Source organism: Arthrobacter sp. TmtSoilC79 (genome assembly GCF_059739405.1).
This window is the reverse complement of sequence record NZ_AP046051.1, coordinates 1,638,556-1,663,060: the sequence shown is the minus strand read 5'-3', so window position 1 is coordinate 1,663,060 and position 24,505 is coordinate 1,638,556. Positions and strand designations below refer to the sequence as shown.

Below are 24,505 nucleotides of genomic sequence, written 5' to 3'. Positions count from 1 at the left end.
GATCGAAGGGGGCCACCGGCTGCCGCATGGGTTCCGGCGCGGCCCAGAGTGAGGCGGACTGAGTGGCGGTTTCCGGCCGATTCGTCCTGCTGGCCCTCGCCGGGCTGCTTCCCCTCGTGGTGTTTCCGGGTTGGAACACTGTCTTGTTCGTAGCCATGGGACTGCTGCTGTTGCTGATCCTCGACCTGCTCCTGGCTGCTTCTCCTGCAGGCCTGGTCCTGGACAGGGGGCACCCGGGAAATGTGACGCTGGAGGGCCGGGCAGAGACTGTTGTTACAGTTGCCAACCCCACGCGCAGGAAGTTGCGGGCCAACATCAGGGATGCCTGGCAGCCTTCTGCCGGAGCCACCAATAACATCCAGTCGCTGGTGGTTCCTCCGGGCGAGCGGCGGCGCATGCGGGTGGCCTTGGTTCCCCGCCGCCGCGGTGACCTGGAAAGCCCGCACATCACCATCCGGTCCTGGGGACCGTTGGGTATGGCCGCCAGGCAGCGCACCCGTGGGTTGCCCGGACATCTGCGGGTCCTGCCTCCCTTTCACTCGAAACGCCACTTGCCCTCCAAGCTCCGCAAGCTCCGGGAACTGGACGGCAAGGCTGCCGTGCAGATCCGGGGAGCAGGAACGGAATTTGATTCCCTGCGCGATTACGTCCGCGGTGACGATGTCCGCTCCATCGACTGGCGGGCTACGGCCCGGCGCACCTCGGTGGTGGTCAGGACCTGGCGTCCGGAACGTGACAGGCGCGTGGTCATCGTCCTGGATACCTCACGCACTGCGGCGGCCAGGATCCAGGACGAGCCCCGTCTTGATACCGGAATCGAAGCGGCATTGCTGCTCTCGGTACTGGCCGAACGCGGCGGGGACCGGGTTGACTTCCTCGCCTATGACCGCAGGTTGCGTGCAAGGGTGGAGTCGGCATCCAAAGGAAACATGCTCGGCCAATTGGTCCAGGCCATGGCCCCTTTGGAGGCTGAACTGATTGAACTGGACTGGCAGCAGGTCCCGGGACAGGTAAGGGCAGTCTCGGCCCACCGGTCCCTGGTGGTGCTGTTGACAGCGCTCGACGGCGGTGCCCCCGAGGAGGGCCTGTTGCCTACGGTGGCACAGTTGTCGCGACAGCACGTTGTGGTGGTGGCGTCCGTCAGGGATCCACTGCTGGCAGCAATGAAAGAGGAGAGAACCACGGCAAGCCAGGTGTTCCGGGCCGCGGCGGCCGAACGTGCCCTGTTGGAACGGGCCGCGGTCACAGCCCAGCTACGGCAGTTGGGCGCCGAAGTGGTGGACGCCGAGCCCCTTGAGGTCCCACCACTGCTCGCGGATACCTACATCCGGCTAAAAGCTGCCGGAAGGCTCTAGTTCCCGTTTCCGGAAAGGACGGCCATGAACACCCCTATCTACAAGCTGGCACTCGGCGATGACTTCACCAAGCTCGCACCCGAGCTTCAGGAGTACTTTTCACTGGCGGCAGGTTCCGGCTACTACGGCATAGGCGAAGGCGTCTTTGATGTGGTGGGTTGCAAGCAGAAGTGGCTGCGTCCCCCGCTCGCCCTCACAGGACGCGAAGAAGCATTTTTTCCCGAGTACGGTGAGGGCATCCGCTTCAGGATCGAGAACCATGCGCACGTGGATCCATTTGGACGACCTGCGCTGACCGCGCGCCGGGAAATCTACTTTCCAGCGCGGACCAGGCTCTTCCATGACACGACAAGTGCCGTGCTGCAAGGGAACGAGGGGCCTGGGCAGGAAGGAAACACCCAGGCACGCCTGGTGGACCACGTAGGGCGGTACAGGCGGCTTGTGACCGACTTGGATGTCAGTGTCACTGCCGAGGGCCGGCTTCGTGGTGTCTCCCGATCCAGCCGGCTGCTCCTCGGGCCGCTGCGCATACCGTTGCCGGCCGCCCTGGACGCGCGCGCCTACGCGGAGCAATGGTGGGACAGCGCCGAGGGCAAACACCGGATCCAGGTCAAAGTCATCCAGCCGCAAGTCGGTTTGGTCCTGGTCTATGCGGGCCGCTTCGATTACCGGCTTGCGCCCTATCTGCCGGGAACAGCTCCTGGCACTACACTGCCTCGATACGCAGAACCGGACCGTTGGGAACGACGCATTTGACCGCCGGGCACGGCATCAGCATCTGCTAAGAGGTCTTCCCGGACGCTCACGTCAGCCTTGGGCCAGTTGATCAAGTCCGTCAGCAACCTGGGTGAGTCTGGCCAGCACTTCCATTGCCGCTGACGGCTTGTAGCCTGCCAGTCCTGTGGAGGGTGTGACGCGGAGCCCTGTCAGAGCCGATGCCGGCAGTCCGAGCTGGCGCCAGGGCTTCCAAATACTCTCCACGATCTCCGAGGTACGCGGCAGTTGAGCGCCTGGATTATGGGTAGGCAGGGCACCGGCCCAGATGCGTTTGCCGCTTTCCACTGCACCGGCCAGCTGTTCCCATTGACGGGTGGTCAGCGCCCGCAGGGGCAGTGCAACACCGTCGGCTCCAGCTGCCAGGACCCGCTCGATCGGTGCTTCTATTTCCGGCAAGGACACCACAGCCTCGACGACGCCGGCGGACTTCAGTGCCTCGATCACCAACCGCCAGGCCCCGGTGACTTCTTCGCCCGGGACCGATCGCAGTGTCCTGTACCCGCTCGCCGTCGGAATGGTTCCGGCCATGACGGATGCAATGTCAGGTTCGTCCAGTTGGACCACAATGCCTGCACCCGGTACTGCTGCGCCGACGCGGCGCACATGTTCTGCGACCCCGGCAGCCAGGGACTCTGCAATATCGCGCCTGGCGCCATAGTCCAGGAGCGCCCGTTCGCCATTGTGGAGATACAAATTGGCTGCCAGGCTCAGGGGGCCAAGCAATTGGATTTTGAGTTCCGTTGCGGAAACATCCTCGGTGCCGGCGATATCGGCCAGGACGTTGATATCAGTGGAGAGGGCGGAGCGGGCGCGCTGGGCATCCTTCCCGGGTCGGTCCACGAGTCGCCAGCCGTGTGGCTGGACATCGAGTGCAAGGTCCACCAGCAAAGTCCCGGACCGGCCCACGGCATCCGAGCCAACGCCACGGTCCGGAAGTTCGGGAAGGAAGGGCAGGTGTGGATCTCCCAGCTCGCCCCGGATGATTCGGTTTGCCTCCGCAGGGTCGTTGCCAGGCCATGGCCCCAGTGCGGTTGCGCTGGCGCGCGGGTCATTCACTGCTGCCATGGTCAAACCTGCTGGCTTGAAATCTGGTGGTCCTCGGCGATTGCCTCGTGGTGGCGGATCACTTCGCTGATGATGAAGTTCAGGAATTTCTCGGCAAACGCCGGGTCCAGGTGCGCATCTTCGGCGAGCCGGCGGAGGCGGGCAATCTGGGCTGATTCCCTGCCCGGATCTCCGGCGGGAAGCTTATGGGTGGCCTTGAGGACTCCTACCTTCTGCGTGGCTTTGAAGCGCTCGGCGAGCAGGAAGACCAGGGTCGCGTCGATGTTGTCGATACTGGACCGGATGGACAGCAACTCATCCATGACGGCGCTGTCCACTTGGCCGGCCAGTGAACTCGCAGCCGGGTTGAAGGAATCGGCGGCATCGGGAAGGGCGTTGTTCTGCTCGGTCATGCGTCCCAGTCTATGGTGCCGGACGGTGCGCACGTGGGTGTTACTTTTGCGCCTCGGACCGCCGCAGGGCGGCGCAGACCGGGGCAAACCGAACGCACGCCCCTGCAATGATGGCAGTATCCCCCGAGGCCGGTTTCGGAGCACAATGACAGCATCACTGCAGGTTCGGCAAAGGAGTCACCATGAAAATCGCTGTTCTGGGCACAGGCATGGTGGGGCACGCCCTCGCGGGCAAGCTGGTGTCGTTGGGCCATGAAGTCACCATGGGCTCCCGCGAATCCGGCAATCCAAAGGGGCAGGAATGGGCCGCCCAGGCAGGGTCACGAGCCCATGCCGGCTCTTTTGCCGAGGCAGCTGAGCAAGCAGAATTGGTGGTCAATGCCACCCCGGGGACAGTCAGCCTCGCTGTCTTGGCTGAGGCCGGCGAAGCAAACCTCAACGGCAAAATCCTGTTGGACGTCTCCAATGCCCTGGATTCTTCGAGTGGGTTCCCTCCGTCATTGACCGTGTGCAATACCGACAGCATCGCCGAAACAATTCAGCGGACTTACCCGGATGTCCTGGTAGTCAAGTCGCTCAACACGGTAAGCGCACCGGTCATGGTGGAGCCCTCGAGGCTGCCCGGATCCCACGATATTTTCATGGCAGGCAACGATCCTGCCGCAAAGTCCCGTGTTTCGGATCTCCTCCAGGAATTTGGCTGGGCGCCCGGGCACATCAGGGATCTGGGCGGCCTCGACGCCGCCCGCGGAATGGAGATGTGGTTGCCGCTGTGGCTGCGGATCTTTATGCAGCAGCCCCACGGAAAAATGTTCAACATCGGCATCGTCTCTGAATAGCGCCGGCTCCTCCCGCACAGGAAAGGCACGCCCCACCAGGGGCGTGCCTTTCACGGACTTTGCGGGTCCGCCGGCAATGCAGCTAGCCGCCCAGCAGCGCCCGGTGGGCTTCCCGCCGTCGTGCTTGTTCGTCAGGGTCGGGTACAGGCAGCGAGGCGATGAGCCGCTTGGTGTAGTCGTGTTGCGGTGAGCCCATCACGTGGTTGCCAATCCCCTGCTCCACAAGTTGGCCCTTGTACAGCACGCCCACCCAATGGGACAACATGTCCACCACTGCGAGGTCGTGGCTGATGAACAGGGCAGCAAAGCCGAACTGCTCCTGGATGTCCTTGAACAGGTCCAGGACTTTCGCCTGCACCGAGACGTCCAGGGCAGAGGTTGGTTCGTCGGCAATGAGGAGGCGGGGGTTCAATGCCAGCGATCTCGCCAGGGAGGCACGCTGCCGCTGTCCGCCGGACAGCTCGTGCGGATACCGCTGAGCGTACGACGCCGGCAATTGGACTGATTCGAGCAGCTCACCGACTTTTTTCCTCGCCTCGGCCGCGCTTGGTTTGGTATGGATCATCAACGGCTCCGCGACGCACTCACCGATGGTCAGGTGCGGGTTGAACGAGGCCGCCGGATCCTGGAAAACGAAGCCGATCTCCTTGCGAAGCGGCCGGAAGGAACGCTCCTTGAAGTCCAGCATCTCGTAGCCGAGAACCTTCAAACTGCCGCCCGTAGCCCGGTTCAGGCCCGCGATGGCCCGGCCAATGGTGGATTTGCCCGAGCCGGACTCCCCTACCAGGCCAAAGACCTCATTTTCCGAGACAGTAAAGCTGACGTTGTCTACGGCCTTGAATCCGTTGCGCCCGAACCTGCCCGGATACTCAATGGTGAGGTTCTTGGCTTCCACCAGGATCTTGCCGTCTTGGTGGAGCCGGCCACGGGCACCTTCGGAGGCCGAATGACGGCCCAGGTGCGGGACGGCGGCAAGCAGCTTCTTGGTGTAGTCCACCTTTGGTTCGGCAAAGAGGACACGGGAAGGTGCTTCCTCCACGACGTCCCCTTGGTACATGACCACTACCCGATCCGCGAGATCGGCTACCACGCCCATGTTGTGGGTAATGAGCACAATGGAGGTGCCGTAGTTGTCCCGCAGGTCCCGGAGCAGCTGCAGGATCTCGGCTTGGACCGTGACATCCAGGGCGGTCGTCGGCTCGTCGGCGACGATGAGGCCGGGGTTCAGGGCCAGCGCTGCCGCGATGACTACACGCTGTTTCTGGCCGCCGGAGAATTGGTGCGGATAGTAGTTGACGCGGGTTTCTGGATCCGGGATTCCTACTTTGCGCAGGGCCTCAACAGCGCGTTGCCTGGCCTCTTTGGCGGAGACCCGTTTTCCGTCCGTGGCGTGGGCCCGGATTCCTTCAGCAATCTGCCAACCAACGGTAAACACCGGGTTCAAGGCTGTGGAGGGCTCCTGGAACACCATGGCAACATCGCGTCCGCGGATTTTACGCAAGGCGGCTTTACTGACACTGATCACGTTGTTGCCGTTGATCACCACGGCGCCGGAGCTTATGGCAGTTTCCGGCAGCAGGCCCAGGATGGTCTTGGCGGTGACCGTCTTGCCTGATCCGGACTCCCCGACGATCGCAACAACCTCGCCGGAGTTCACGGTGAGGCTCACGTCCTTGACGGCGTGGACATCCCCGCCGTCCGTCGCGAACGTTACCTGGAGCCGGTCAATGCTGAGAACGGGTTCAGCGTTGACGGACTTCCCTGACATGTGTCCAAGGTTGGTGGTCATGGCTTACCTGCCTCTTCGGGCTCTGAGGCCGCCGTTGTTGGTGCTGCCGGGGCTGCAGATGGCGCAGCCGGCGTTCCGCCTGCCCGTTTGCGTCCGCGGATCCGGGGATCGTTGAGGTCGTTGATGCTTTCGCCCACCAGGGTCAGGCCCAGGACGGTGAGCACAATGGCGATGCCCGGGAACACGCCGGTCCACCAAATGCCGGAGGATGTATCAGCCAGCGCCTTGTTCAGGTCAAAGCCCCATTCGGCAGCAGAGGTAGGTTCGATGCCGAACCCCAGGAACCCGAGCCCCGCGAGGGTGAGGATCGCTTCGGAGGCGTTGAGGGTGAACATGAGCGGCAGTGTCCGCGTGGCGTTCTTGAAGATGTGGCGCCCGATGATGCGCATGCTGGACGCGCCCAGCACCTTCGCAGACTCGACGAATGGTTCAGCCTTGAGCCGGATGGTCTCGGCGCGGATCACCCTGAAGTACTGCGGCACGAAAACCACGGTGATGGAGAAAGCACAGGAGAAGATACCGCCCCAGAAACTGGATTGGCCCTTGCTGATGACGATCGAGATGACGATGGCCAGGAGCAACGTGGGGAAGGCATAGATGGCATCTGCCACCACTACCAGGATGCGGTCCAGCCAGCCGCCGAAGTAGCCGCTGAGCAAACCCAGGGCGACACCCAGGAAAAGGGACATGGCAACGGAGACGACAATGACCGTAACGGCCGTCTGGGATCCCCAGATCACCCGCGACAGAACGTCATAGCCGCTGACTGTGGTTCCCAGCAGGTGCTTGCCGCCCGGTGCCTCCTGCGTGGGAAAGGAACCGGAAGCGTCGCTGAGTTGGGAGTAGCCGTAGGGTGCGAGCAATGGCGCGAAGATGCTGGTGAGGATCAACAGCCCTGTGAGAACGAGGCCTACGATCAGCATGCCGCGTTGGAGGCCGACGCTTTTCTTGAAGTGCGAGACCACAGGCAGCCGGTGGAGCAGGGGCTGCTTGGGTGCTGTCAGCGATGGAGTGCTCATGGTCAGTACCTCACTCGGGGATCGATGAGCGCGGCAATGATGTCCACGATGAAGTTGGTTACGGCCACAATGATGGCCAGCAGGACCACGATTCCCTGGACGGCCACAAAATCGCGGGCGTTCAGATACTGCACCAATTGATACCCCAGGCCCTTCCATTCGAAGGTGGTTTCCGTCAGGATGGCCCCGCCCAGCATCAACGCGATCTGCAGCCCCATGACGGTGATGATGGGGATCAGTGCAGGCTTGTAGGCGTGCTTGGTCACGAGCCGGAACTCACTGACTCCCCTGGAGCGCCCTGCCTCGACGTAGTCCTTTCCCAACGTACCGATCACATTGGTACGCACCAGGCGCAGGAAGACCCCGGCCGTCAGGAGGCCGAGGGCAAGGGCCGGAAGGACGGCGTGGGAAGCGATGTCACCCAACGCGGTCAAGTTGCCGCTGCGGAGGGCATCCAGCCAATAAATTCCTGAAGGCGCTGCCAGGCCGCTCATGGTCAGTTCTGTCCGGGTGGACGCCCGCCCGGCCACCGGGAACCAGCCCAGCCACACAGAAAATGTCAGTTTGAGGAGCAGGCCGGCAAAAAAGACGGGCGTCGCGTAGCAAAGGATCGCAAAGAACCGCAGCACGGCGTCGGGAGTCTTATCCCGGTGTTGGGCCGCAATGAGGCCGAAGGGAATACCTGCCAGCAGGGCGACGATCAGTGCGTTGATGGAGAGTTCAAGGGTGGCTGCTCCGAAAGTGGTCAGTACTTCCACCACTGGACGCCGGTCAGTGATGGTGGTGCCGAAATTGCCCGTCAGGAGTTGGCCAATGTATTCGAAGTACTGGACCAGGATGGGACGGTCGTAGCCGGCGTCGTGGATGCGCTGGGCCAGGACGTCCGGAGGAAGCCGGCCACCCTGGGATGCCGTGATGGGATCTCCAATGACCCTCATCAGGAAGAACACCAGCGTCACAAGGATGAAGACGGTGGGAATGATCAGGAAGAACCGGATCACGATGTATCTGCCAAGCCCTCCCCCGGCTTTGGACTTGCTCTTGGGAGCAACTATCCCGGGCTCGGCCTCGGGTACCTCTATAAGTGTTGTCATTATTACCTGTATTCCTGCCCGTGGATTGCGCGGGGTTGGCTCATGCGTGCCGGCCAAGATGGTGGTCAGCAAAGGAGGCGGGACACCGGATCAGTGTCCCGCCTGCCTTCTGGTCACGTTGGTGCGGTTACTTGGATATGACGCCCAGGCGGAACTTGAAGGACGGGTCCAGTGTCTTGTCGACACCATTCACGCCGCTTCCGACTACCGCCACCTGTGCCCCCTGGAGCAGGGGCAGCGTGGAAATGTCCTTGGCGAGGGCGTTCTGGACATCCTTGATGTCTGATTCCCGCTTGGTCTTGTCAGCCTCAGTCAACTGCTTGCCGATGAGGTCGTTCACCGTGGCGTTGTTGTAGTGGTTCTTCAGGAAGCCGCCCTCCGGGAAGAAGGGAGTGAGGTAGTTATCGGCATCGCTGAAGTCCGGGAACCAGCCAAACTGGAACAACGGGTATTCATCGGCGCGGCTGGCCTTGCTGTAGGTGACCCATTCCGTGGACTGCAGGTTCACGGTGAAGAGGCCCGACTTCTCCAGCTGTTCCTTGACCATTGCGTATTCATCTCCGGATGATCCGCCGTAGTGGTCCGGGTTGTACTGCAGGTTCAGTGCCACAGGCTCGGTAATTCCTGCGTCGGTCAAAACCTTCTTGGCCTTGTCCAGGCTTGGCTTTCCGCCATCACCGTAGGCATCCTTGAACGACTCGTTCGCACCAAGGAATCCGCTCGGAACGTTGGAGTACAGCGGCAGGTACGTGCCCTTGTAGACCTGGTCTGCGATGGCCTGGCGGTCAACGAGGTTGGCCACGGCCTGGCGGACGGCCAATGCCTTGGCCGGATCTGCGCCGGCTGCCTTGGTTCCATAGGGCATGGTGTCGAAGTTGAAGGTGATGTAGCGGATCTCGCCGCCAGGCCCGGTGAGGACCTTGACTTTGGAGTCCTTCCGGAGGTCATCGATGTCCGTGGCACTGAGGCTGCGGAAGGCGACGTCGATGGCTCCCTGCTGGATTTCCAGCTTCAGGTTGGTGGGGCTGGCGTAGTACTTGATGGTGGCAGCATCGTTGGCCGGCTTGCCCAGGACGCCCTGGTAGTCCGGGAACGCCTTGAAGCTGACAAGCTCGTTCTTCTTGTAGCTGTCGATGGTGTACTGGCCGTAGAAAGCATTGGCCTTGATGATCTCGTCGTCGGACAGGACTTTGTCGGCCGGGAAGACTTCGTCGTCCACGATCGGCGCGGCAGGGCTGCTAAGGATCTGGCTGAAAGTCTGGTCGTTGGCGTTCTTCAACTTGAACACCACTGTGGTGGCGTCCGGTGCGCTCACGCTCTCGATGTTCGTCAGCAACGATGCCGGGCCGGCGGGGTCGTTGATGGCCACCTGCCGGTCAAAGGAGAACTTGACGTCCTTGGAATCCAAGGTGTGGCCGTTGGCCCACTTCAGGCCGGATTTGAGCTTGACGGTGTACTCGGACGGAGCCGTGAACGACGACGATTCCGCCAGGTCCGGGACCGGCTCGGCTCCACCGGGCTTGGAGTTCAATAGGAAGGAGTAGATCTGGTTCATCACCATGAACGAACCGTTGTCATAAGACCCTGCCGGGTCAAGCGACGTGACCTTGTCTGTGGTGCCGTAGGCGATGGGGCCCGCGGCTGCCGGGGCGGACGAGGAGCCGCCGCCCGAGGGACCCGTGCATGCCGTCAAGGCGAGCGCGGAGATGCCCGCCAGCGCGATAACGCCGTGCAGGGCCTTCTTGTTCATTGCCATCTGGTGAACCTTCTGTTCGATGGATTCGGCGCGCCGCCGTGGGATATTTGTGACGGCGCACACTCTTAGTGCCTCGATTCAACCAGACTTCGAACGGGGCGAACCCTCAAAACAGTGATTTGAGACACAAAATTTACTTTCCAGTAGCTTCGGTCCGGCTTCGGCAAACCATTGCCCGGGGTGGAGCTCAGGAATATGGTTTATTCCGAGTCTCCACTCACTGAAAGCCGGCACAAAGGACAGCCACATGAGCAAGGCAGCATTGTGCGTAGGGATCAACGAGTTCAAGTTCCTGCCCCAAGCCAGTTGGCTCAACGGCTGTGTGAACGACGCCGAGGATCTGGCGGGGATGTTGGAGAAGGACTATGGCTTCGACCGGTCCTCGATCACGGTCCTTCGCGATGCCGGCGCTGCGAAGAAAAACGTCATGGCCGAACTCAATAAATTGGTTGACGCTGCGGTCTCGGGCGCTGCCAACCACATCGTCTTCACCTTCTCCAGCCACGGGACCCAGATCCCGGACAACAGCGGAGACGAAGACGACAGCCTTGATGAGGCATTCGCGTGCTACGACATCAATGACGCCGGTGACTCCTGGGATCCCGACACCGTCATTTCGGACGACGAACTGGCAGCAGCGTTTTCGCGCCTTCCGGAAGGCGTTTTGATGGACGTGGTCCTCGATACCTGCCACAGCGGCACCGGGTTGAAGTCCTTGGACTTGATCCCTGGTCGTCGTCCGCGTTTCCTGCCGGCACCCACGCCACGCGCTGTTGTGGCCAACGAGGATCTGGAAACGCGGACCCTGCGGGACTTGGTCAAAGCGGCCAAGCTCTCTACCCCGGTACTCATGGCAGCTTGCCGGTCTGATCAAACCGCCGCCGATGCCTTGATGGATGGCCGCTACAACGGCGCATTCACCTACAACTTGGTCAAGTCTCTGCAGGGTGACCGGACCTTGGGGCGTGCGGCCCTGCTCAAAGAGGTCAGCAAGGGGCTCAAGTCCGGCGGCTTCGACCAGGTGGCACAGCTGGAAGCTTCCAAGCACGCACGAAACGCCGCCTGGGGTGCCTGACCGCCGCTCTTACTCCGCCCGGACGTAAATTTTCGGCTATCAGTTGCCGGTGCCGTGGAACTTGTCCCGGACTCCCGAGGAGGCGGCCTCTTCGGCATCGTGGTGCTGGTCCGAACCAAACAGTTGTCCTTGCCGTTCCCTGTCCATTACCGGTTTGAGCGCTGCGTATACCAATCTGCCGCCGGCATCGAATCGCAACAGGCCTCCCCCACGGATGTCAACGAATTCCCTCCGGGTTTTCAGGCCGAGGCGCACATAAGCTTCCCTGCGGCTCATCCGGACGGTCTGGATGAAAGATGCGCCGATCTCGGAGATGATGAAACCGTCCGGGGACACACGCTCCGAGGTCCTTACCCGCGTGGAGCTCAAGGGCGTGCGGCGCTCCAGCCGCGCCGCCTCCAGAAGCCGCGGATTCTCCCAGACGAATCGCTGCACCTCCTGGGGATCGGAGCCGAGGGCCGACAACCTGATGGGGTAACGGAGTCCTTGGTAGCTGTCCACGCCGCTGATGTTGTTAATGGACACCCTGCGTATGCCGATTCCGGAGAACTCGGCCTGGAGCGCCTCACGGTATCCATGGTTGTCTTCGGGAACCATGTCCAGATCGGCCGCGATGATGCCACGAAGGAGGTCCCGCCACGAAACGTCGACCGGTGGCATGTAGGAGAGGCCACGGATCACCATGCGCAGGACACGCGTAGCCACTATCGAGCCTGATTCGGCCTTCTGTTGCAGGCTTTGGTTGTCTCCGAACCGCGCGTTCCGCTCGGACCACAGCCGCTTGACCGCCCGGAGCACCGCCCCCACCACCACGGCCCCCCTCGCATGCGGTTCCGGAAGGGACTGCCAGTCTTCGGGCACGGCGCCTATGAACGGTTCCCGCAATGGTCCACGGGCGAAGAGATCGCGGGCAAAATCGAAAAGGGACCGCATCAGGACCACATCGTCCACTACTTGCCCGGCCTCAAAGCCGCCACCGGCCGCTTCAAGTTGCCGCGAGACGATGTCCCGGGAAGAAAAGACCGAAAGGATGGCTACGATGTCGGCCAACGCCTCGTGCATGGCCAACTGCTCCATGGTGGCCATCTGGTCCGCCCACGCGGGACGGAATCCGTCCAGGATGGCATGGGTCACCTCGTGGGCAACAATGTCACGGTAGAGGGCTGTGGGTACTTTATAACCCATCCGGTCTACCGAACCGAAGCGGATGATGTTGGTGCCCCGCTCGTAGCCGGTGTCGGTGGCGGTGATGAGGTCCCTGGCTTTGAGGACCACCCGCCCTTCCGGATTCCACGGCATCCGCCTGCCGAGGGTTGATTCGAAGATGTCCAGGGTGCTCATGGCCACGCCATAGACGTGCTGGGCCAGGAAGCGGGTGTCATCAAGGAGCTCACGCAAACCGGCCGGTGGGGGTTCGGAAACCAGCTTCCAGGGATCACCTTGCTGCGTCAGGGTCACCGGGGACACAGAGGTTCCTCGCCACTTCCTGATGTGGATTGCATAGCGATGACCCGTGGGACCACGCCTCAGGCGTTCTACCGGGATCCGGACCTGTGCAGTCAGCGGCGCCATTCCCGGGGCGCCAATCGGCCCCTCGGCAAGAACGGTCACTGAGACCATCTGCCCGGCTTTGATGTCTCCCGGGCTCTTTTTTGGAAATGCCACAGTCATCGCCGTCCCGAATGCGGACCCCAGATACCGCAGCGGAAGCGCTGCTTAGGCCAGTATGGAGGCGCCCCATTCCGGTGGCAATGGCTGTGGCCGGAATGGGCTCTGGACCGGATTGCTCCTAGAGAGCCACGCGCTGAAGGGAACGGGCGGCGTCGATGGTCGCCTGCCCCAAAACCCTGCTGCCCTGGTACAGGACTACGGTCTGCCCCGGAGCCACGCCGCGGAGCGGCTCGGTCAGGGTGACAACCAGCTCTGCACGCTGCACTCCGGAGTCGTCATCGACGGTCTCCACGTGGGCTCGCGCCGGAACGGGATCCCCATGCGCCCTTACCTGGGCATGGCAGTCAAACTCTGCGCCCGTCTCGACTTCTGCGATGGGCAGGCCTGCCCAGGAAACCTTGATGCCGCGGATCTCGTCGATGGCCAGCAGTGCCTCCGGCCCCACCACCACTTTGTTTTCCTTGGGACGGATTTCCAGGACAAAGCGGGGCTTGCCATCAGCGGCCGGGGTTCCCAGCTTCAAACCGCGCCGCTGTCCCACTGTGAACGCGTTGGCACCGGGGTGCTCGCCGACCTTGGCGCCGGTCTCGTCCACGATGTCACCGGTAGTCATGTCGATCTTCTCGGCCAGCCAGCCACGGGTGTCGCCGTCGGAAATGAAGCAGATGTCGTGGCTGTCCGGCTTGTTGGCCACGGACAGGCCCCGCCGCTCGGCTTCAGCACGTACTTCTGCCTTGGAGGGGGTCTCTGCCAGCGGGAACATGGAGTGCTTGAGCTGCTCATGGGTCAGGACGCCCAGGACGTAGCTCTGGTCCTTGGCCCAATCGGCTGCGCGGTGGAGTTCACGGTTGCCGTCGGCGTCCTCGATCACCTTGGCATAGTGCCCGGTGCAAACTGCGTCGAAGCCCAGTGCGATGGCCTTTTCCAGCAGGGCCGCGAACTTGATGCGTTCATTGCATCGCATGCAGGGGTTCGGTGTCCGGCCGGCCGCGTATTCATCAATGAAGTCCTGGACAACGTCTTCCTTGAAGCGCTCCGAAAAATCCCACACATAGTAAGGGATTCCAAGGACGTCGCAGGCCCGCCAGGCGTCACGGGAGTCTTCAATGGTGCAGCAGCCCCGGCTTCCGGTACGCAGGGTGCCGGGCATGCGCGACAACGCGAGGTGGACTCCGACGACGTCGTGTCCGGCCTCTACGGCGCGGGCGGCGGCTACGGCGGAGTCCACTCCGCCGCTCATTGCTGCAAGTACTCGCATGCTGGCTTTCTGTTGGGGCTGTGGCTACTGGTCCGGATCAGACCAGCCGACGTGCCCGTCTATTCTAGCGTGCTTTACCACGGCTGCACTAAATCCCTTGACCGGCCCCGCCAAGGATTCTAAAGTCAAGAGAACTGGTTTTAGAAACGAGTGGACATGGCACAGGAACGAATGGTTATAGCCGGCGCGGGACTGGCCGGTGCCACCGCAGCCAAGACACTGCGCGCAGAGGGCTACGAGGGACCCATCACGCTGGTGGGCGCCGAAAACCGGAATCCCTACATCCGTCCGCCCCTGTCCAAGGAATTCCTCCTTGGCAAGGCCGAGGCGGACACCGCAGAGGTGGTTCCGGCGGACTGGTACGCCCGGAACGACGTCGAACTCCTCCTCGCCAGTCCTGCCCACGGAGTCGACACCCGCAACCATGAGGTAGTGCTGGCAACGGGTCGAACTCTTGGCTACTCCAAACTGCTCCTGGCAACCGGGGCACTGCCGCGGACCATCCCGCTGCCGGGTTCTGAACTTCAGGGAGTGATGACGTTCAGGACGTTTGAGGACAGCTTGAAGCTGCGCGGCCTGCTGGCCGACGGCGGCCGCAACGTTGTGATGATCGGTTCAGGCTGGATCGGCATGGAACTGGCCGCAGCGGCGCGCACCTACGGGAACGACGTGACGCTCCTGGGCCTGGAAGATATTCCCCTCAGCGCAGCCATCGGGCCCGCGCTTGGTGCCTGCTTCCAGCGGGTCCACACTTCCCACGGCGTGCATTTCCGTCTTCCTGCGAGCGCCGCTGGTATCGAGGGGCGCAAGGGCACGGCAACAGCGGTCCGTACGAGTACGGGCGAAACGATTCCGGCGGACGTCGTCATCATCGCAGTGGGGGTTGTCCCGGATACTTCCCTCGCCGGTTCAGCGGGCATTGCCCTCCGCAATGGGATCCTGGTTGACGCCGGGCTCCGCAGCAGCGCCCAGGACGTCTTCGCCGCCGGCGACGCGGCGAACGCCCTGCATCCCTTCACGGGCGAACACCAGCGCAGCGAACACTGGGCAAATGCCCTCAACGGCGGCAAGGTTGCGGCGAAGTCCATGCTGGGCCAGGCTGCCGTGCTGGACGTCATCCCCTACTTCTACACAGACCAGTTCGAGCTCAGTATGGAGTACTGGGGATTCCCGACCCTGGCCACAGGCATTGAACCAGTAATCCGTGGCTCGATGGCCGATGCCGGCTTCATGGCTTTCTGGCTGAACGACGGCCTGGTGGTGGCGGGCATGAGCATCAACCAAACAAAGGTGCAGAAGCCGGTCAAAGCCCTGATTTCCGGGCGGGTCCGCGTTGACGTTGCAGGCCTCACGGATCCAGGAGTGCCCTTGGAAGAGCTGATTCCCGGCTAGGCGCATGGCCGTCAGGACGTGTGCGATCCCTGCCGCGCCACTGTTGCCGCAGTTTGGATGCTGGACTCGTGACCGGCCATGCCCGCTTGCCGGGCCCTTGAACAGGCCTCGGGAAGGGCTTTCAGGAGCGCTTCGACGTCCGTGCCCGTAGAGCTGTGGCCCAGGGTGAAGCGTTGTGCCCCGCGGGCCGTGTCCTCATCCAGGCCCATCGCCAACAGCACATGGGATGGCCGCGGCACCCCTGCCGTGCAGGCAGAGCCGGTGGAAGATTCGACCCCTGCCAGGTCCAGGAGGAAAAGGAGCGAATCACCCTCGCATCCCGGAAAGGTGAAGTGTGCATTTCCCGGCAGTCGCCCCTCGCCCGCAGCACCGCGCAGCACTGCCTCGGGTACGGCCGCCATGACGCCCTCGATCAGCTGATCGCGCAAGGCGCTGAGCCGCCTGCGCTCCTCGGACAGGCTCTGTGTCACGGACTGGGCCGCTGCGGCGAAAGCTGCAATGGCCGGCGTATCCAGCGTTCCGGAGCGAACATCCCGTTCCTGGCCACCACCGTGCTGGACCGGCGTCAGCTTCACTGACCTGCCAAGGAACAGGGCACCAACGCCCACGGGACCGCCAAGCTTGTGCCCTGAGACCGACATGGCCGCCAGCCCGCTCCCCCGGAAATCCACGGGGACGGACCCAAAAGCCTGGACGGCGTCAGAGTGGACCGGTATTCCGTGGGGCTCGGCGAGCTCAACGATCCCAGCGACCGGCTGGATGGTTCCGACCTCGTTGTTGGCCCACATCACGGTGATAAGCGCAATTGACTCCGGGTCCCTGGCGATCTCCCGCTCAAGGACCTCGAGCCGCACCGCGCCGGACCCATCGACCGGAAGCCACACGACCTCGGCGCCCTCGTGGCGCTCCAGCCACTCGACGGTGTCCAGAACAGCGTGATGTTCGACGGCGGAGCAAAGGATCCGCGTCCGGCGCGGGTCCTCGTCCCGGCGGGCCCAGAACAAGCCCTTGACAGCCAGGTTGTCCGCCTCGGTTCCGCCGGAGGTGAAAATGACCTCCGAGGGATGCGCTCCGGCTGCAGCGGCAAGCATTTCACGGGCGTCCTCTACGGCGCGGCGGGCACGACGACCCGCTCCGTGCAGTGAAGACGGATTTCCGGTTCGCGCAAGCTCCCGCGTCATGACGGCGAGCGCTTCGGCCGATAACGGCGTGGTGGCAGCGTGGTCGAGGTATACAGGCACCTTGCCATTCTACCGGCGGGGCCTAGGACGGCGGGGTTTGGTTCGCCGTAACGATCCGCGCACAGCAATGGCCCGGTCCCAGGTCTGGCACCACCTCGACTGCATCAGCGGCCAAAGTGTCGGCGACTCCGGAGAGGAAAGCGCCGTTCATGGCGCACACCACCTCCCGATGCTCCTGGGATAACCGATGAAACGGGCAGTTCAGCAGGTTGTATCCGCCTTCGCCATCAGGCACAGGCTCGTATCCGAGGCCGGCCAGAGTGGCTGCAAAATCCCCATCGCCTCCGATCTGCCGCCCCTTGGTGGCTGCGACTTCCGCCAGAGCCTCAGCGATAGGGACGTCCGCCGTTGCCGAGTGCGAAATGGCGGAGGCCAGGAGGTCCCCTGCAAGATCGTAGTGTCGCGGCGGAACGGAGACTCCTACCTCGTCCACCACGGGTAAGTAGAGTTTGGCAGGGCGCCCTGAACCAGGCCCTGCTTTGTCCGCCGTTTTCCGGAACTGCGGGCTCAGCAATCCATCCCGGACCAACCTGTCCAAGTGGAAGGACGCTGTACTGCGCGGAATGGCCATGGCTTGGGCGGCCTCGTCACGCCCCACCGCGTGGCCCGCACGCTTGACGTAGTTATACAGGTCCCTGCGGCAGGTGTCGTTCAGGGAAGCTACCGCCGCAAGCCGCTGGAGCCAGGTGAGGCCGTTCATGGAGCAAGGGTAACTCTAAAAACAAGGAACGCTGCTTAATTTGGCGGGACCACCACAAGGTGGGCAGCCGCCTCGGCGCGCGCCTTCTCCAACAACGCCCCATCCGGGCAGGCCACCGAAACGAACACCGAAGACGCAGGAGCGCTGAACAACCTCGCCATGACAACAGCGGCGTTACCGCCCGAGGCTGCCGGGGATTCCAGGCCGAGGAACTCCACGGCATGCTGGGGCTTATCCGAATCCTGTCCCCAACGCAGGGACACCGGCTTCAACCGTTCGGTCGCAATGCCCGGATCAAGGTAGTGGAAGAGTTCCTTGGTGGAGGCTGCGTCATCTCCCGCCACAACCAAGGGAGCCTGGTTGACGCTGACCCTGATGGCCAAAGTGCAGCCGTCACCCTTCCGATACCGCACTTCGCCTTGAAGGCCGGAATGCACCACAGTCCACCCCGGAACTTCCTCCAACCGGGTGGAAACGGTCACAGGGTCCCCTGCAGCCAACGTACCTCCAGCCGCCAAGGGCAAGTCCTTCGCCGCAACCGCGGCAGCATCATGCCCGGGGGTGATGGTGGGCGTCGCCAGCGTGGACTCCGACGGCGACGGCTTCGGCGCCGCCGGATCAGGAACGTTGACGGTGCAGCCGGCCACCATGGCGGCGGCTCCCAGGGCAGCAATCCCAGCCACCCGTCGTCGAACGTTTCGCGTCACCATCGCTCCTTATCACCGTGCCGATTCGTAAACCTGCCCTGACGCCACCATGCCGATTCATTAACCTGCCGGGACATCACCCTGCCAGGACAGAAAGCAGGCCATCTGCCGCGATCGAGTCTAGCCGCCAGGCCCGCCTACGCGAGGACCCGCACAGCGCCCGGAACAACATCCACGTCCACCGGCAACGGACCGATGCGCTCGCCGTCGGCGTAGGCCACTACGCCCTCTGCCTCCAACCGCACCTTTTGTACGCGGGTGATCTGGACGGCAGGGTGGCCGGTGTGTTTGCCGGCGAATACTTTCGGAAAAACAGCAAGGAACCGGAGCCGCGACAACGGTTTGACCACAAAAAGATCCAGCAGGCCGTCCTCCTGCGAAGCCTCCGGTGTAATCCGCATGCCACCGCCGATGTACTGCCCGTTCGCCACTGAGATCAGCAGCGCCGGCTGGCGCCATGTCATGTTGTCCGCCGTCACCGTGTAGTCGATCCTTCGGAACGAACCCAACTCTTTGAGCATCGCAAGGTTATAGCGGCTTTTTCCTCGCGGCCACCTCCACGAATTGGCCCGTTCGTTGACTGCGGCATCGAACCCGGCCGAGAGAACTCCGGCAAAGTAGCTGGTCCGGCCCTCCGAGACAACCCGGCCGGCGTCGATCAATCTTCCCCCGGCGGCCATCGAGGCCAGGATGAGGCGACAGGCCGCGGCGGTGTCGTGAAGCGGCAATCCAAGGAGCCGGGCAACGTCATTCCCCGTTCCGCTGGGAACTATGCCCAGGGCAATGTCGGATCCGGCGAGCGCGTTGACCCCTAGATGGACCATGCCGTCGCCTCCCACCACCACCAGGGCGCCCACTTCCCGGCGGGTCAGGGTCTGGTCGACGAGTTGCCGCAGCCCGCTGTACCCGTCCGCTTGGAGAACGACGACGTCACGTCCGGCGGCGCGGAACCGGGCTGCGGCATGGTCCCCGGCAAGGCGGGTGCGGCCAAAGGAGGCAGCCGGGTTGATCGCCAGAGCGATGGTTCCCCGCGTGCTGGAGGGGTTATCGGCTGCCGGTGGGGTCACAGCGTGAATTATGCCAGCGGGAACCACCCGCCCCGGTACCAACGTTCACATAGTGGCTGGATAAACTTGCCAGTACCGCGCCTCCCCTGGAGCGCACCACTTTGAGAGAAGGGCCCGTGCTTGGCCGAGGGCAGCAGTTCGCACTATCAGGTTCTTCGTGTTTCCGTCACCGCGACGGACAAGGAGATCAAGGTCGCCTACCGCAAGGCTGCCCGGAAGGCGCACCCCGACCACGGCGGAGAAGCGGAGATGTTCCGGCGTGTCACCCTGGCTTACGAAACCCTGATCGACCCCCGGCGCAGGGCTGAGTACGACCGCCGCTACGCCCGCGGAGCATCCGGGGTAAGCCAGCCCCGTCCCGGGGACTACACGGGCACCTCGGCACCGGGTCCATTCGCCACCGGGAACGTCAGGCGTCCCCAGACCCAGCGGAACACCGCCGGTGATCCACCCGTTTACGTCCCTGCGTTTGAGGATCCCAACGAGGTCCCGCTCATTTCAGAGGCCGAAGCCGCGCAGCAGGTCCATGGGCTCCCCCGGAAGCGGGGCATCTTTGGAGCCGAAGCGCGGATCCAACGTGAAATGCGCACCGTCCAGCTCATCAGCCGCCAGGTGCTGCCGGTCATTCCAGCAGCCCGGCTCATCAATGGCCTCCGCTCACCCTCGGACAACAACCACATTGACCACGCCGTGCTTACCGGTTACCGATTGGCCTTGGTAGGCTCCATGCTGCTTCCCAAGGGTGCGTACTCCTGGGACGGCCACTCCCTTCGGCACGGCGGCCGTTCCGTCGCTCCTCCGCAACTGGCACACATCGTCCGGCACATGCAGGACATCTTCCCTGAACTCAACGTCACCGGATGGGTTGTCCTGCATAGCCCTGACGGCAACCTGCACGAACCGGTGATTGATCAGTATGGCAAGGGCCAATCCGGCCACGACGCCGTGGAAGTGGTCAATGGCGCCGGGCTGGCCAGGGGGCTCAAGCAGTTCCTCAGTTCGGGGCCAGCTCCGAACACCGTAGTGGTGCCGGTGCTGGCACGCCTGCTGCGCGGGATGCACTAGGCACCACCTGGGCTCCTGCCCGGGCCCGACGGCACTGACCGATAGGATGGGCGGGTGTTCCGCATCCTCTTCCACACTCCTGAAATCCCGGGCAATACGGGCAATGCCATCCGCCTGGCCGCCATCACGGGAGCCGAACTCCACTTGGTGGAGCCCCTCGGCTTCGACTTTTCCGATGCCAAACTGCGCCGTGCCGGCCTTGATTACCACGACCTTGCCGTAGTCACCGTCCACAAAGACATCGACTCCGCATGGGAGGCCTTGCAACCGCAACGCGTCTTTGCCTATACCTCCGACGGCGAAACGTCCTATACCGATATCAGCTACGTCGAGGGTGATGTCCTGATGTTCGGGCCAGAGTCCGTTGGCCTGCCGGACTGGTTGAAGAACGACCCCCATGTCACAGCCCGCGTCCGCCTTCCCATGAAGCCATCACTGCGCTCCCTTAACCTGGCCAACGCTGCTTCGATTGCAGTGTTCGAGGCCTGGCGGCAGAACGGATTCGCCGGAGCCAAGGTGTAGCCCATCCAAAGGCGCCGCAGCACCGAATACCTGATGCAGGACAAATCCTGCCGGGACATTCGTTGAGGGAGCTTACGTGAGCGCGCTGCAGACCAGGGCGATATCAGTGAACCGCTGCACCGCCGCGCCCGCAACATCACACGGTGGTGCTGCCGGTTTCAAACGCGACGACATATGCTGGACGGTGATGGACATCCCCAACACCCCCGGCCCACCGGTCTTTGAAGCTACAGGCACCGCGACAGATGTGAATTCGCAGCTCACCGGCCTGCTTGAGCTCATGGCTTCCGGCGACCAACAGGCTTTTGCCGAGTTCTACCGCCTGACCTCACGGCGTGTCTTCGGCATGGCCAAGCGCGTCCTCATAGACCCCGACCTCAGCGAAGACGCCACCCAGGAAGTGTTTATCCAAGTGTGGCAAGGCGCAGCCAAGTTCGATCGCTCCGCAGGCACGCCGCTGGCGTGGCTGATGACCATTGCGCATCGCCGGGCCATTGACCGTGTGCGGGCCGTGCAGGCCGCAACGGATCGTGAGGCCAAATACGGCGCTGCAAGCCAGGACCCGGACCGTGACCTGGTGGCCGAAGAAGCCGACACCAACCTGGAAGCCGAAGCAGTCAGCCGTTGCCTCGGCACGCTGACGGACACCCAGCGCGAATCGGTCCGCTTGGCTTATTACGGCGGATTGACCTACCGGGAGGTTGCCGAGCACTTGGGCGCTGCCGTCCCCACCATCAAGTCCCGCATCCGTGACGGGCTGCTTCGTTTGAAGACCTGCCTGGGGGTGGGTTGAAATGAGTGAAAACACCAGTGGAGGCTTTATCCGCAGAATGTTTGCCAACGACATCGCAACCGACCTCGCCGAGGGCCGTGTACTGGAACTTGCTGAGATCTATGCCTTGGACGCCATCAATGATGACGAACGGGACATGATCGATTCCTACCTCCGGGATGCTCCGGAGAGCCGGGAATTCCACGAACGCGTCCGTGCAGCCAGGGAGACCCTGGCCGTCAGCTTCGCGCCCGAGGAGGAGCCTCCGGCCGCCCTTTTTGACACCATCATGCAGCGCATCTCCCATGAAGCGCCGGCTGAGCCCTTCGCCGGAACGGCGGCCACTGAGCCTGCACCTCCGGTATTGGATGAGCTGGCCGCTGCGAGGGCAAAACGCGGGGAGCGCAGCGGGGCCGGTGGGGCCCGTCGTTGGATCGTGGGCGCGGCCGCAGCAGCAGTGATCGCCCTTGGTGGTATTGGTGTGGGAGCTTACGTTTCCACCCAAAACGACCCCGTCAACCAGGTGCTGCAGGCACAGGACGTCCAGCAGAAGTCCGCACCGGTTCCCGGCGGCGGAACGGCTACCATCTCCGCTTCTTCGGCCAAGGACTCCTTCGTGGTCCTCATGGATGGCGTGGCCCCGGCTCCGGAGGGCAAGGTGTACCAATTGTGGACCCTGCCCAAGGACGGTTCAGCACCGGTACCGCAGGGAACCATGGATGCCCAGACTCTCTCCAAGCCGGCCGTGGTGAAGGGCCTGTCCTCAGCCTCGTCCGTAGCGATCACCGTGGAACCCACGGGTGGATCAAGCGCCCCCACCACGGACCCCGTCCTGGTGGTTGCACTGAGCGCCTGAAGTAAAAGCACCTAACGCCCGACGGCGGCCGTCCCACCTTGGGGATGACCGCCGTCGGGCGTTTTGTTCTTTTTGCAGCCAGCTATAACACCAGGGACAGGAGCATGACGAACCCGAACCCCACCACCGAAATCAGCGTTTCCATAACGGACCAGGTCTTGAACGTTTGCCCGACGGTGAGTCCGAACAGTTCTTTGACCAACCAGAAACCGGCGTCGTTGACATGGGAGAGGAACAAGGATCCTGCGCCGATTGCCAGGGCGAGCAGGGCAGCATGAGTGGGACTCAGGCTGCTCGCCAGCGGCGCCACGATGCCGGCTGCCGTCACTGTGGCCACCGTCGCCGATCCTGTGGCAAGGCGGAGTGCCACCGCAACGATGAAGCCGAGTACGAGGACGGACATATTGGCGCCCTCGGCCCACTTCTTGACGGCGTCGCCCACGCCGGCCCCAATCAGCGTCTGCTTGAAGCCTCCGCCGGCACCCACGATGAGGAGGATCGCCGCGATCGGCCCGAGGCTTTCGCCCAGTTTTGCCGTGATCCTGCCGCCGGTGAAACCTACGGCATACCCGAAAGTCACCATGGCCACCAACACAGCCAGCGTCATGGCCACCAAAGGCTGGCCCACAAAGTCGAAGAAGATCCGAAGGGCAGGTGCCGTCGCAGGATCCGGCCAAATGATGCCGCCCAAGGCCTTCAGCAACATCAGCACTACGGGGAAGATGATGGTCAGCAGGGTCACCAGGAACGATGGTTGCCGTTTGACTTCACTCATGTCTGCAGCGTGCTGGGTGTCGATGCCACCTGCTACGGCGGGCGCATCAACCGGAACCCACCGTGCGGCCAGCCGGGAGAAGAGCGGCCCACAGATGATGACGGTGGGAATCGCTACCAGGATCCCCAAACCCAGCGTCGTTCCGAGCTCGGCCTTCACGGCGCTGATGGCAATCAGGGGGCCGGGGTGCGGCGGCACCAGGCCGTGCAGCACAGACAAACCAGCCAGTGCCGGGATCGCAATCCGCATCAGCTTCATTTTCGAACGCTGCGTCACCAGGACGATCACCGGGAGCAGGAGGACCAGGCCGATCTCGAAGAACATGGGCAAGCCGATGATCACGGCCACCAGGGTGATCATCCAGACCAGCTTGTTGCCGCTGGCTTTGGCCAACAGGGTATCCACCACGCGGTTGGCACCACCGGAATCCGCCAGGAGCTTGCCGAGCATGGCCCCGAGCGCAATCAGCAGCCCGACTTCCTTGAGGACACCGCCCACGCCGTCCTCGAAGTTGGTGATGACCTTGCCCAGTTCCACGCCCGAAGCAAGGCCCACGAAGGCAGACCCCAGCACCAGGGCCAGGAACGGGTGGAACTTGAGTTTGGCAATCAGCACCACGATCAAGGCAATGCCAAGTGCAGCTACTACCAGGAGCCGGGTGTCGTGCCCGGTCCATTCCTGTACTTGCGTGGCAGTTTCCAGGATGCTCACGAGGCGGTCGCTTCGCTGCCGGCGGCTGCGGGGCGGAGGCCGAGCCGTTCGATGACTTCGTCGGCTTCCTCAGCCGGGGAGGCCGAAACACACAACGAGATGTAGTTTTCGTCCTCGGTCGGTTCCTCCAGTGCGTCGAACTGGGACTCAAGGAGCGAAGGCGGCATGAAATGGCCGTGCCTTGAGGCCAGGCGGTCGGAGATCTTGTCCTTGCTCCCCTGCAGGAAGACGAACACCACACCTTCGCTGCGAAGGACATCGCGATATTTCTTCTTCAATGCCGAACAGGTAATGATCGCCGGAGTTCCGGACTCTACGTGTTCGCGAATCCAGGCCGAGATGATGCCCAGCCAAGGCCAGCGGTCCTCATCACTGAGGGCTTGTCCCGCGTGCATCTTGGCGACGTTCGCTTCGGGATGGAGGTCGTCGCCTTCGGCAAGGTCCCAGCCAAGCTTTCCGGCCAGGACTCCGGCCACGGTTGATTTACCGGAGCCGGAAACTCCCATAATCACCAGTACAGGTTGTTGCGCAGTCTTCGCCATCAAAGTCTGCCTTCCTCGAATAAATATGATTTAACCGAGATCAAGCATATGACACGGGTAACACC

The 24,505-nt window shown here is 63.0% G+C and carries 23 protein-coding genes; 9 read left to right on the top strand and 14 right to left on the bottom strand.

All coding sequences use genetic code 11. The features are described from left to right. Window positions 1-62: 62 nt before the first annotated feature. Together AC6JA3_RS07745 and AC6JA3_RS07740 are read left to right on the top strand one after the other, a co-directional pair. Entirely contained in the window at window positions 63-1,355 is a 1,293-nt protein-coding gene (locus AC6JA3_RS07745; RefSeq protein WP_347783150.1) for a DUF58 domain-containing protein, read from the top strand. 24 nt (window positions 1,356-1,379) lie between these two features. Beyond that, window positions 1,380-2,111, top strand: coding sequence for a DUF4166 domain-containing protein (locus AC6JA3_RS07740; RefSeq protein WP_223943364.1), 732 nt, complete (start codon window positions 1,380-1,382; stop codon window positions 2,109-2,111). A gap of 51 nt (window positions 2,112-2,162) precedes the next feature. On the opposite strand, the gene AC6JA3_RS07735 is transcribed toward AC6JA3_RS07740, so the two are convergent. Continuing rightward, window positions 2,163-3,197 carry a uroporphyrinogen decarboxylase/cobalamine-independent methonine synthase family protein gene (locus AC6JA3_RS07735; RefSeq protein WP_347783148.1) on the bottom strand — a complete coding sequence of 345 codons (1,035 nt, stop codon included), beginning with the start codon at window positions 3,195-3,197 and terminating at the stop codon, window positions 2,163-2,165. Window positions 3,198-3,199: 2 nt separating this feature from the next. Next, entirely contained in the window at window positions 3,200-3,589 is a 390-nt protein-coding gene (locus tag AC6JA3_RS07730) for a chorismate mutase (RefSeq protein ID WP_026540041.1), read from the bottom strand. Window positions 3,590-3,771: 182 nt separating this feature from the next. Between AC6JA3_RS07730 and AC6JA3_RS07725 the strand changes: the two genes are divergently transcribed. Then, complete coding sequence (locus AC6JA3_RS07725; RefSeq protein ID WP_223943366.1) at window positions 3,772-4,428, top strand: NADPH-dependent F420 reductase; 657 nt, start codon at window positions 3,772-3,774, stop codon at window positions 4,426-4,428. Between the two features lie 82 nt (window positions 4,429-4,510). Here AC6JA3_RS07725 and AC6JA3_RS07720 read toward each other — a convergent pair whose 3' ends face one another. The 4 genes from AC6JA3_RS07720 to AC6JA3_RS07705 all read right to left on the bottom strand — a co-directional run bounded on the left by AC6JA3_RS07720 (window position 4,511) and on the right by AC6JA3_RS07705 (window position 10,086). After that, entirely contained in the window at window positions 4,511-6,217 is a 1,707-nt protein-coding gene (locus AC6JA3_RS07720; RefSeq protein WP_026546163.1) for an ABC transporter ATP-binding protein, read from the bottom strand. Then, window positions 6,214-7,236: an ABC transporter permease gene (locus tag AC6JA3_RS07715; protein WP_051420661.1), complete on the bottom strand. Its 1,023-nt coding sequence runs from the start codon at window positions 7,234-7,236 to the stop codon at window positions 6,214-6,216. Before AC6JA3_RS07715 ends, AC6JA3_RS07720 begins: the two co-directional genes overlap by 4 nt. 2 nt (window positions 7,237-7,238) lie before the next feature. Next, window positions 7,239-8,330: an ABC transporter permease gene (locus AC6JA3_RS07710; RefSeq protein WP_223943368.1), complete on the bottom strand. Its 1,092-nt coding sequence runs from the start codon at window positions 8,328-8,330 to the stop codon at window positions 7,239-7,241. A gap of 127 nt (window positions 8,331-8,457) precedes the next feature. Beyond that, window positions 8,458-10,086 (bottom strand): ABC transporter substrate-binding protein, encoded by a 1,629-nt coding sequence (locus AC6JA3_RS07705; protein WP_026546165.1) that lies wholly within the window; start codon window positions 10,084-10,086, stop codon window positions 8,458-8,460. A gap of 247 nt (window positions 10,087-10,333) precedes the next feature. On the opposite strand from AC6JA3_RS07705, the gene AC6JA3_RS07700 reads away from it, so the two are divergent. Beyond that, window positions 10,334-11,161, top strand: coding sequence for a caspase family protein (locus AC6JA3_RS07700; RefSeq protein WP_026546166.1), 828 nt, complete (start codon window positions 10,334-10,336; stop codon window positions 11,159-11,161). 39 nt (window positions 11,162-11,200) lie between these two features. Here the strand turns inward: AC6JA3_RS07700 and AC6JA3_RS07695 are convergent, their stop codons facing one another. Together AC6JA3_RS07695 and mnmA are read right to left on the bottom strand one after the other, a co-directional pair. Continuing rightward, window positions 11,201-12,826 carry a gluzincin family metallopeptidase gene (locus tag AC6JA3_RS07695; RefSeq protein WP_139183432.1) on the bottom strand — a complete coding sequence of 542 codons (1,626 nt, stop codon included), beginning with the start codon at window positions 12,824-12,826 and terminating at the stop codon, window positions 11,201-11,203. Window positions 12,827-12,950: 124 nt separating this feature from the next. Next, window positions 12,951-14,090, bottom strand: coding sequence for a tRNA 2-thiouridine(34) synthase MnmA (gene mnmA / locus AC6JA3_RS07690; RefSeq protein WP_026540034.1), 1,140 nt, complete (start codon window positions 14,088-14,090; stop codon window positions 12,951-12,953). A gap of 156 nt (window positions 14,091-14,246) precedes the next feature. On the opposite strand from mnmA, the gene AC6JA3_RS07685 reads away from it, so the two are divergent. After that, complete coding sequence (locus AC6JA3_RS07685) at window positions 14,247-15,482, top strand: NAD(P)/FAD-dependent oxidoreductase (protein WP_347783142.1); 1,236 nt, start codon at window positions 14,247-14,249, stop codon at window positions 15,480-15,482. 11 nt (window positions 15,483-15,493) lie between these two features. On the opposite strand, the gene AC6JA3_RS07680 is transcribed toward AC6JA3_RS07685, so the two are convergent. The 4 genes from AC6JA3_RS07680 to AC6JA3_RS07665 form a co-directional block, all read right to left on the bottom strand. Next, a complete protein-coding gene (locus AC6JA3_RS07680) occupies window positions 15,494-16,723 on the bottom strand; it encodes a cysteine desulfurase family protein (protein ID WP_347783141.1) in 1,230 nt (409 codons plus the stop codon). 22 nt (window positions 16,724-16,745) lie between these two features. Further along, the gene (locus tag AC6JA3_RS07675) at window positions 16,746-17,423 is read right to left on the bottom strand and encodes a helix-turn-helix transcriptional regulator (RefSeq protein ID WP_347783139.1); all 678 of its coding nucleotides are present in this window, start codon (window positions 17,421-17,423) and stop codon (window positions 16,746-16,748) included. A gap of 35 nt (window positions 17,424-17,458) precedes the next feature. Further along, entirely contained in the window at window positions 17,459-18,133 is a 675-nt protein-coding gene (locus tag AC6JA3_RS07670) for a hypothetical protein (protein WP_347783137.1), read from the bottom strand. 134 nt (window positions 18,134-18,267) lie between these two features. After that, a complete protein-coding gene (locus AC6JA3_RS07665; RefSeq protein WP_347783135.1) occupies window positions 18,268-19,197 on the bottom strand; it encodes a diacylglycerol/lipid kinase family protein in 930 nt (309 codons plus the stop codon). Window positions 19,198-19,317: 120 nt separating this feature from the next. Between AC6JA3_RS07665 and AC6JA3_RS07660 the strand changes: the two genes are divergently transcribed. The 4 genes from AC6JA3_RS07660 (at window position 19,318) to AC6JA3_RS07645 (ending at window position 22,412) form a co-directional block, all read left to right on the top strand. Next, window positions 19,318-20,262, top strand: coding sequence for a J domain-containing protein (locus AC6JA3_RS07660; RefSeq protein ID WP_347783133.1), 945 nt, complete (start codon window positions 19,318-19,320; stop codon window positions 20,260-20,262). Window positions 20,263-20,316: 54 nt separating this feature from the next. After that, a complete protein-coding gene (locus AC6JA3_RS07655) occupies window positions 20,317-20,784 on the top strand; it encodes a tRNA (cytidine(34)-2'-O)-methyltransferase (RefSeq protein WP_026540027.1) in 468 nt (155 codons plus the stop codon). Window positions 20,785-20,860: 76 nt separating this feature from the next. Beyond that, complete coding sequence (sigK, locus tag AC6JA3_RS07650) at window positions 20,861-21,577, top strand: ECF RNA polymerase sigma factor SigK (RefSeq protein ID WP_091550095.1); 717 nt, start codon at window positions 20,861-20,863, stop codon at window positions 21,575-21,577. Window position 21,578: 1 nt separating this feature from the next. Continuing rightward, window positions 21,579-22,412 carry an anti-sigma factor gene (locus AC6JA3_RS07645; protein WP_347783131.1) on the top strand — a complete coding sequence of 278 codons (834 nt, stop codon included), beginning with the start codon at window positions 21,579-21,581 and terminating at the stop codon, window positions 22,410-22,412. 82 nt (window positions 22,413-22,494) lie between these two features. Here AC6JA3_RS07645 and AC6JA3_RS07640 read toward each other — a convergent pair whose 3' ends face one another. Together AC6JA3_RS07640 and AC6JA3_RS07635 are read right to left on the bottom strand one after the other, a co-directional pair. After that, window positions 22,495-23,898 (bottom strand): GntT/GntP/DsdX family permease, encoded by a 1,404-nt coding sequence (locus tag AC6JA3_RS07640; protein WP_026540024.1) that lies wholly within the window; start codon window positions 23,896-23,898, stop codon window positions 22,495-22,497. Continuing rightward, a complete protein-coding gene (locus tag AC6JA3_RS07635; protein ID WP_026540023.1) occupies window positions 23,895-24,440 on the bottom strand; it encodes a gluconokinase in 546 nt (181 codons plus the stop codon). Before AC6JA3_RS07635 ends, AC6JA3_RS07640 begins: the two co-directional genes overlap by 4 nt. Window positions 24,441-24,505 lie beyond the last annotated feature (65 nt).

Excerpts from the sequence above, each read along its gene's own strand:
- AC6JA3_RS07740 (WP_223943364.1), top strand. The coding sequence starts at position 1,380 with ATGAACACCCCTATCTACAAGCTGGCACTCGGCGATGACTTCACCAAG.
- AC6JA3_RS07735 (WP_347783148.1), bottom strand. The coding sequence starts at position 3,197 with ATGGCAGCAGTGAATGACCCGCGCGCCAGCGCAACCGCACTGGGGCCA.
- AC6JA3_RS07730 (WP_026540041.1), bottom strand. The coding sequence starts at position 3,589 with ATGACCGAGCAGAACAACGCCCTTCCCGATGCCGCCGATTCCTTCAAC.
- AC6JA3_RS07725 (WP_223943366.1), top strand. The coding sequence starts at position 3,772 with ATGAAAATCGCTGTTCTGGGCACAGGCATGGTGGGGCACGCCCTCGCG.
- AC6JA3_RS07720 (WP_026546163.1), bottom strand. The coding sequence starts at position 6,217 with ATGACCACCAACCTTGGACACATGTCAGGGAAGTCCGTCAACGCTGAA.
- AC6JA3_RS07715 (WP_051420661.1), bottom strand. The coding sequence starts at position 7,236 with ATGAGCACTCCATCGCTGACAGCACCCAAGCAGCCCCTGCTCCACCGG.
- AC6JA3_RS07710 (WP_223943368.1), bottom strand. The coding sequence starts at position 8,330 with ATGACAACACTTATAGAGGTACCCGAGGCCGAGCCCGGGATAGTTGCT.
- AC6JA3_RS07705 (WP_026546165.1), bottom strand. The coding sequence starts at position 10,086 with ATGGCAATGAACAAGAAGGCCCTGCACGGCGTTATCGCGCTGGCGGGC.
- AC6JA3_RS07700 (WP_026546166.1), top strand. The coding sequence starts at position 10,334 with ATGAGCAAGGCAGCATTGTGCGTAGGGATCAACGAGTTCAAGTTCCTG.
- mnmA (WP_026540034.1), bottom strand. The coding sequence starts at position 14,090 with ATGCGAGTACTTGCAGCAATGAGCGGCGGAGTGGACTCCGCCGTAGCC.
- AC6JA3_RS07685 (WP_347783142.1), top strand. The coding sequence starts at position 14,247 with ATGGCACAGGAACGAATGGTTATAGCCGGCGCGGGACTGGCCGGTGCC.
- AC6JA3_RS07675 (WP_347783139.1), bottom strand. The coding sequence starts at position 17,423 with ATGAACGGCCTCACCTGGCTCCAGCGGCTTGCGGCGGTAGCTTCCCTG.
- AC6JA3_RS07670 (WP_347783137.1), bottom strand. The coding sequence starts at position 18,133 with ATGGTGACGCGAAACGTTCGACGACGGGTGGCTGGGATTGCTGCCCTG.
- AC6JA3_RS07645 (WP_347783131.1), top strand. The coding sequence starts at position 21,579 with ATGAGTGAAAACACCAGTGGAGGCTTTATCCGCAGAATGTTTGCCAAC.
- AC6JA3_RS07635 (WP_026540023.1), bottom strand. The coding sequence starts at position 24,440 with ATGGCGAAGACTGCGCAACAACCTGTACTGGTGATTATGGGAGTTTCC.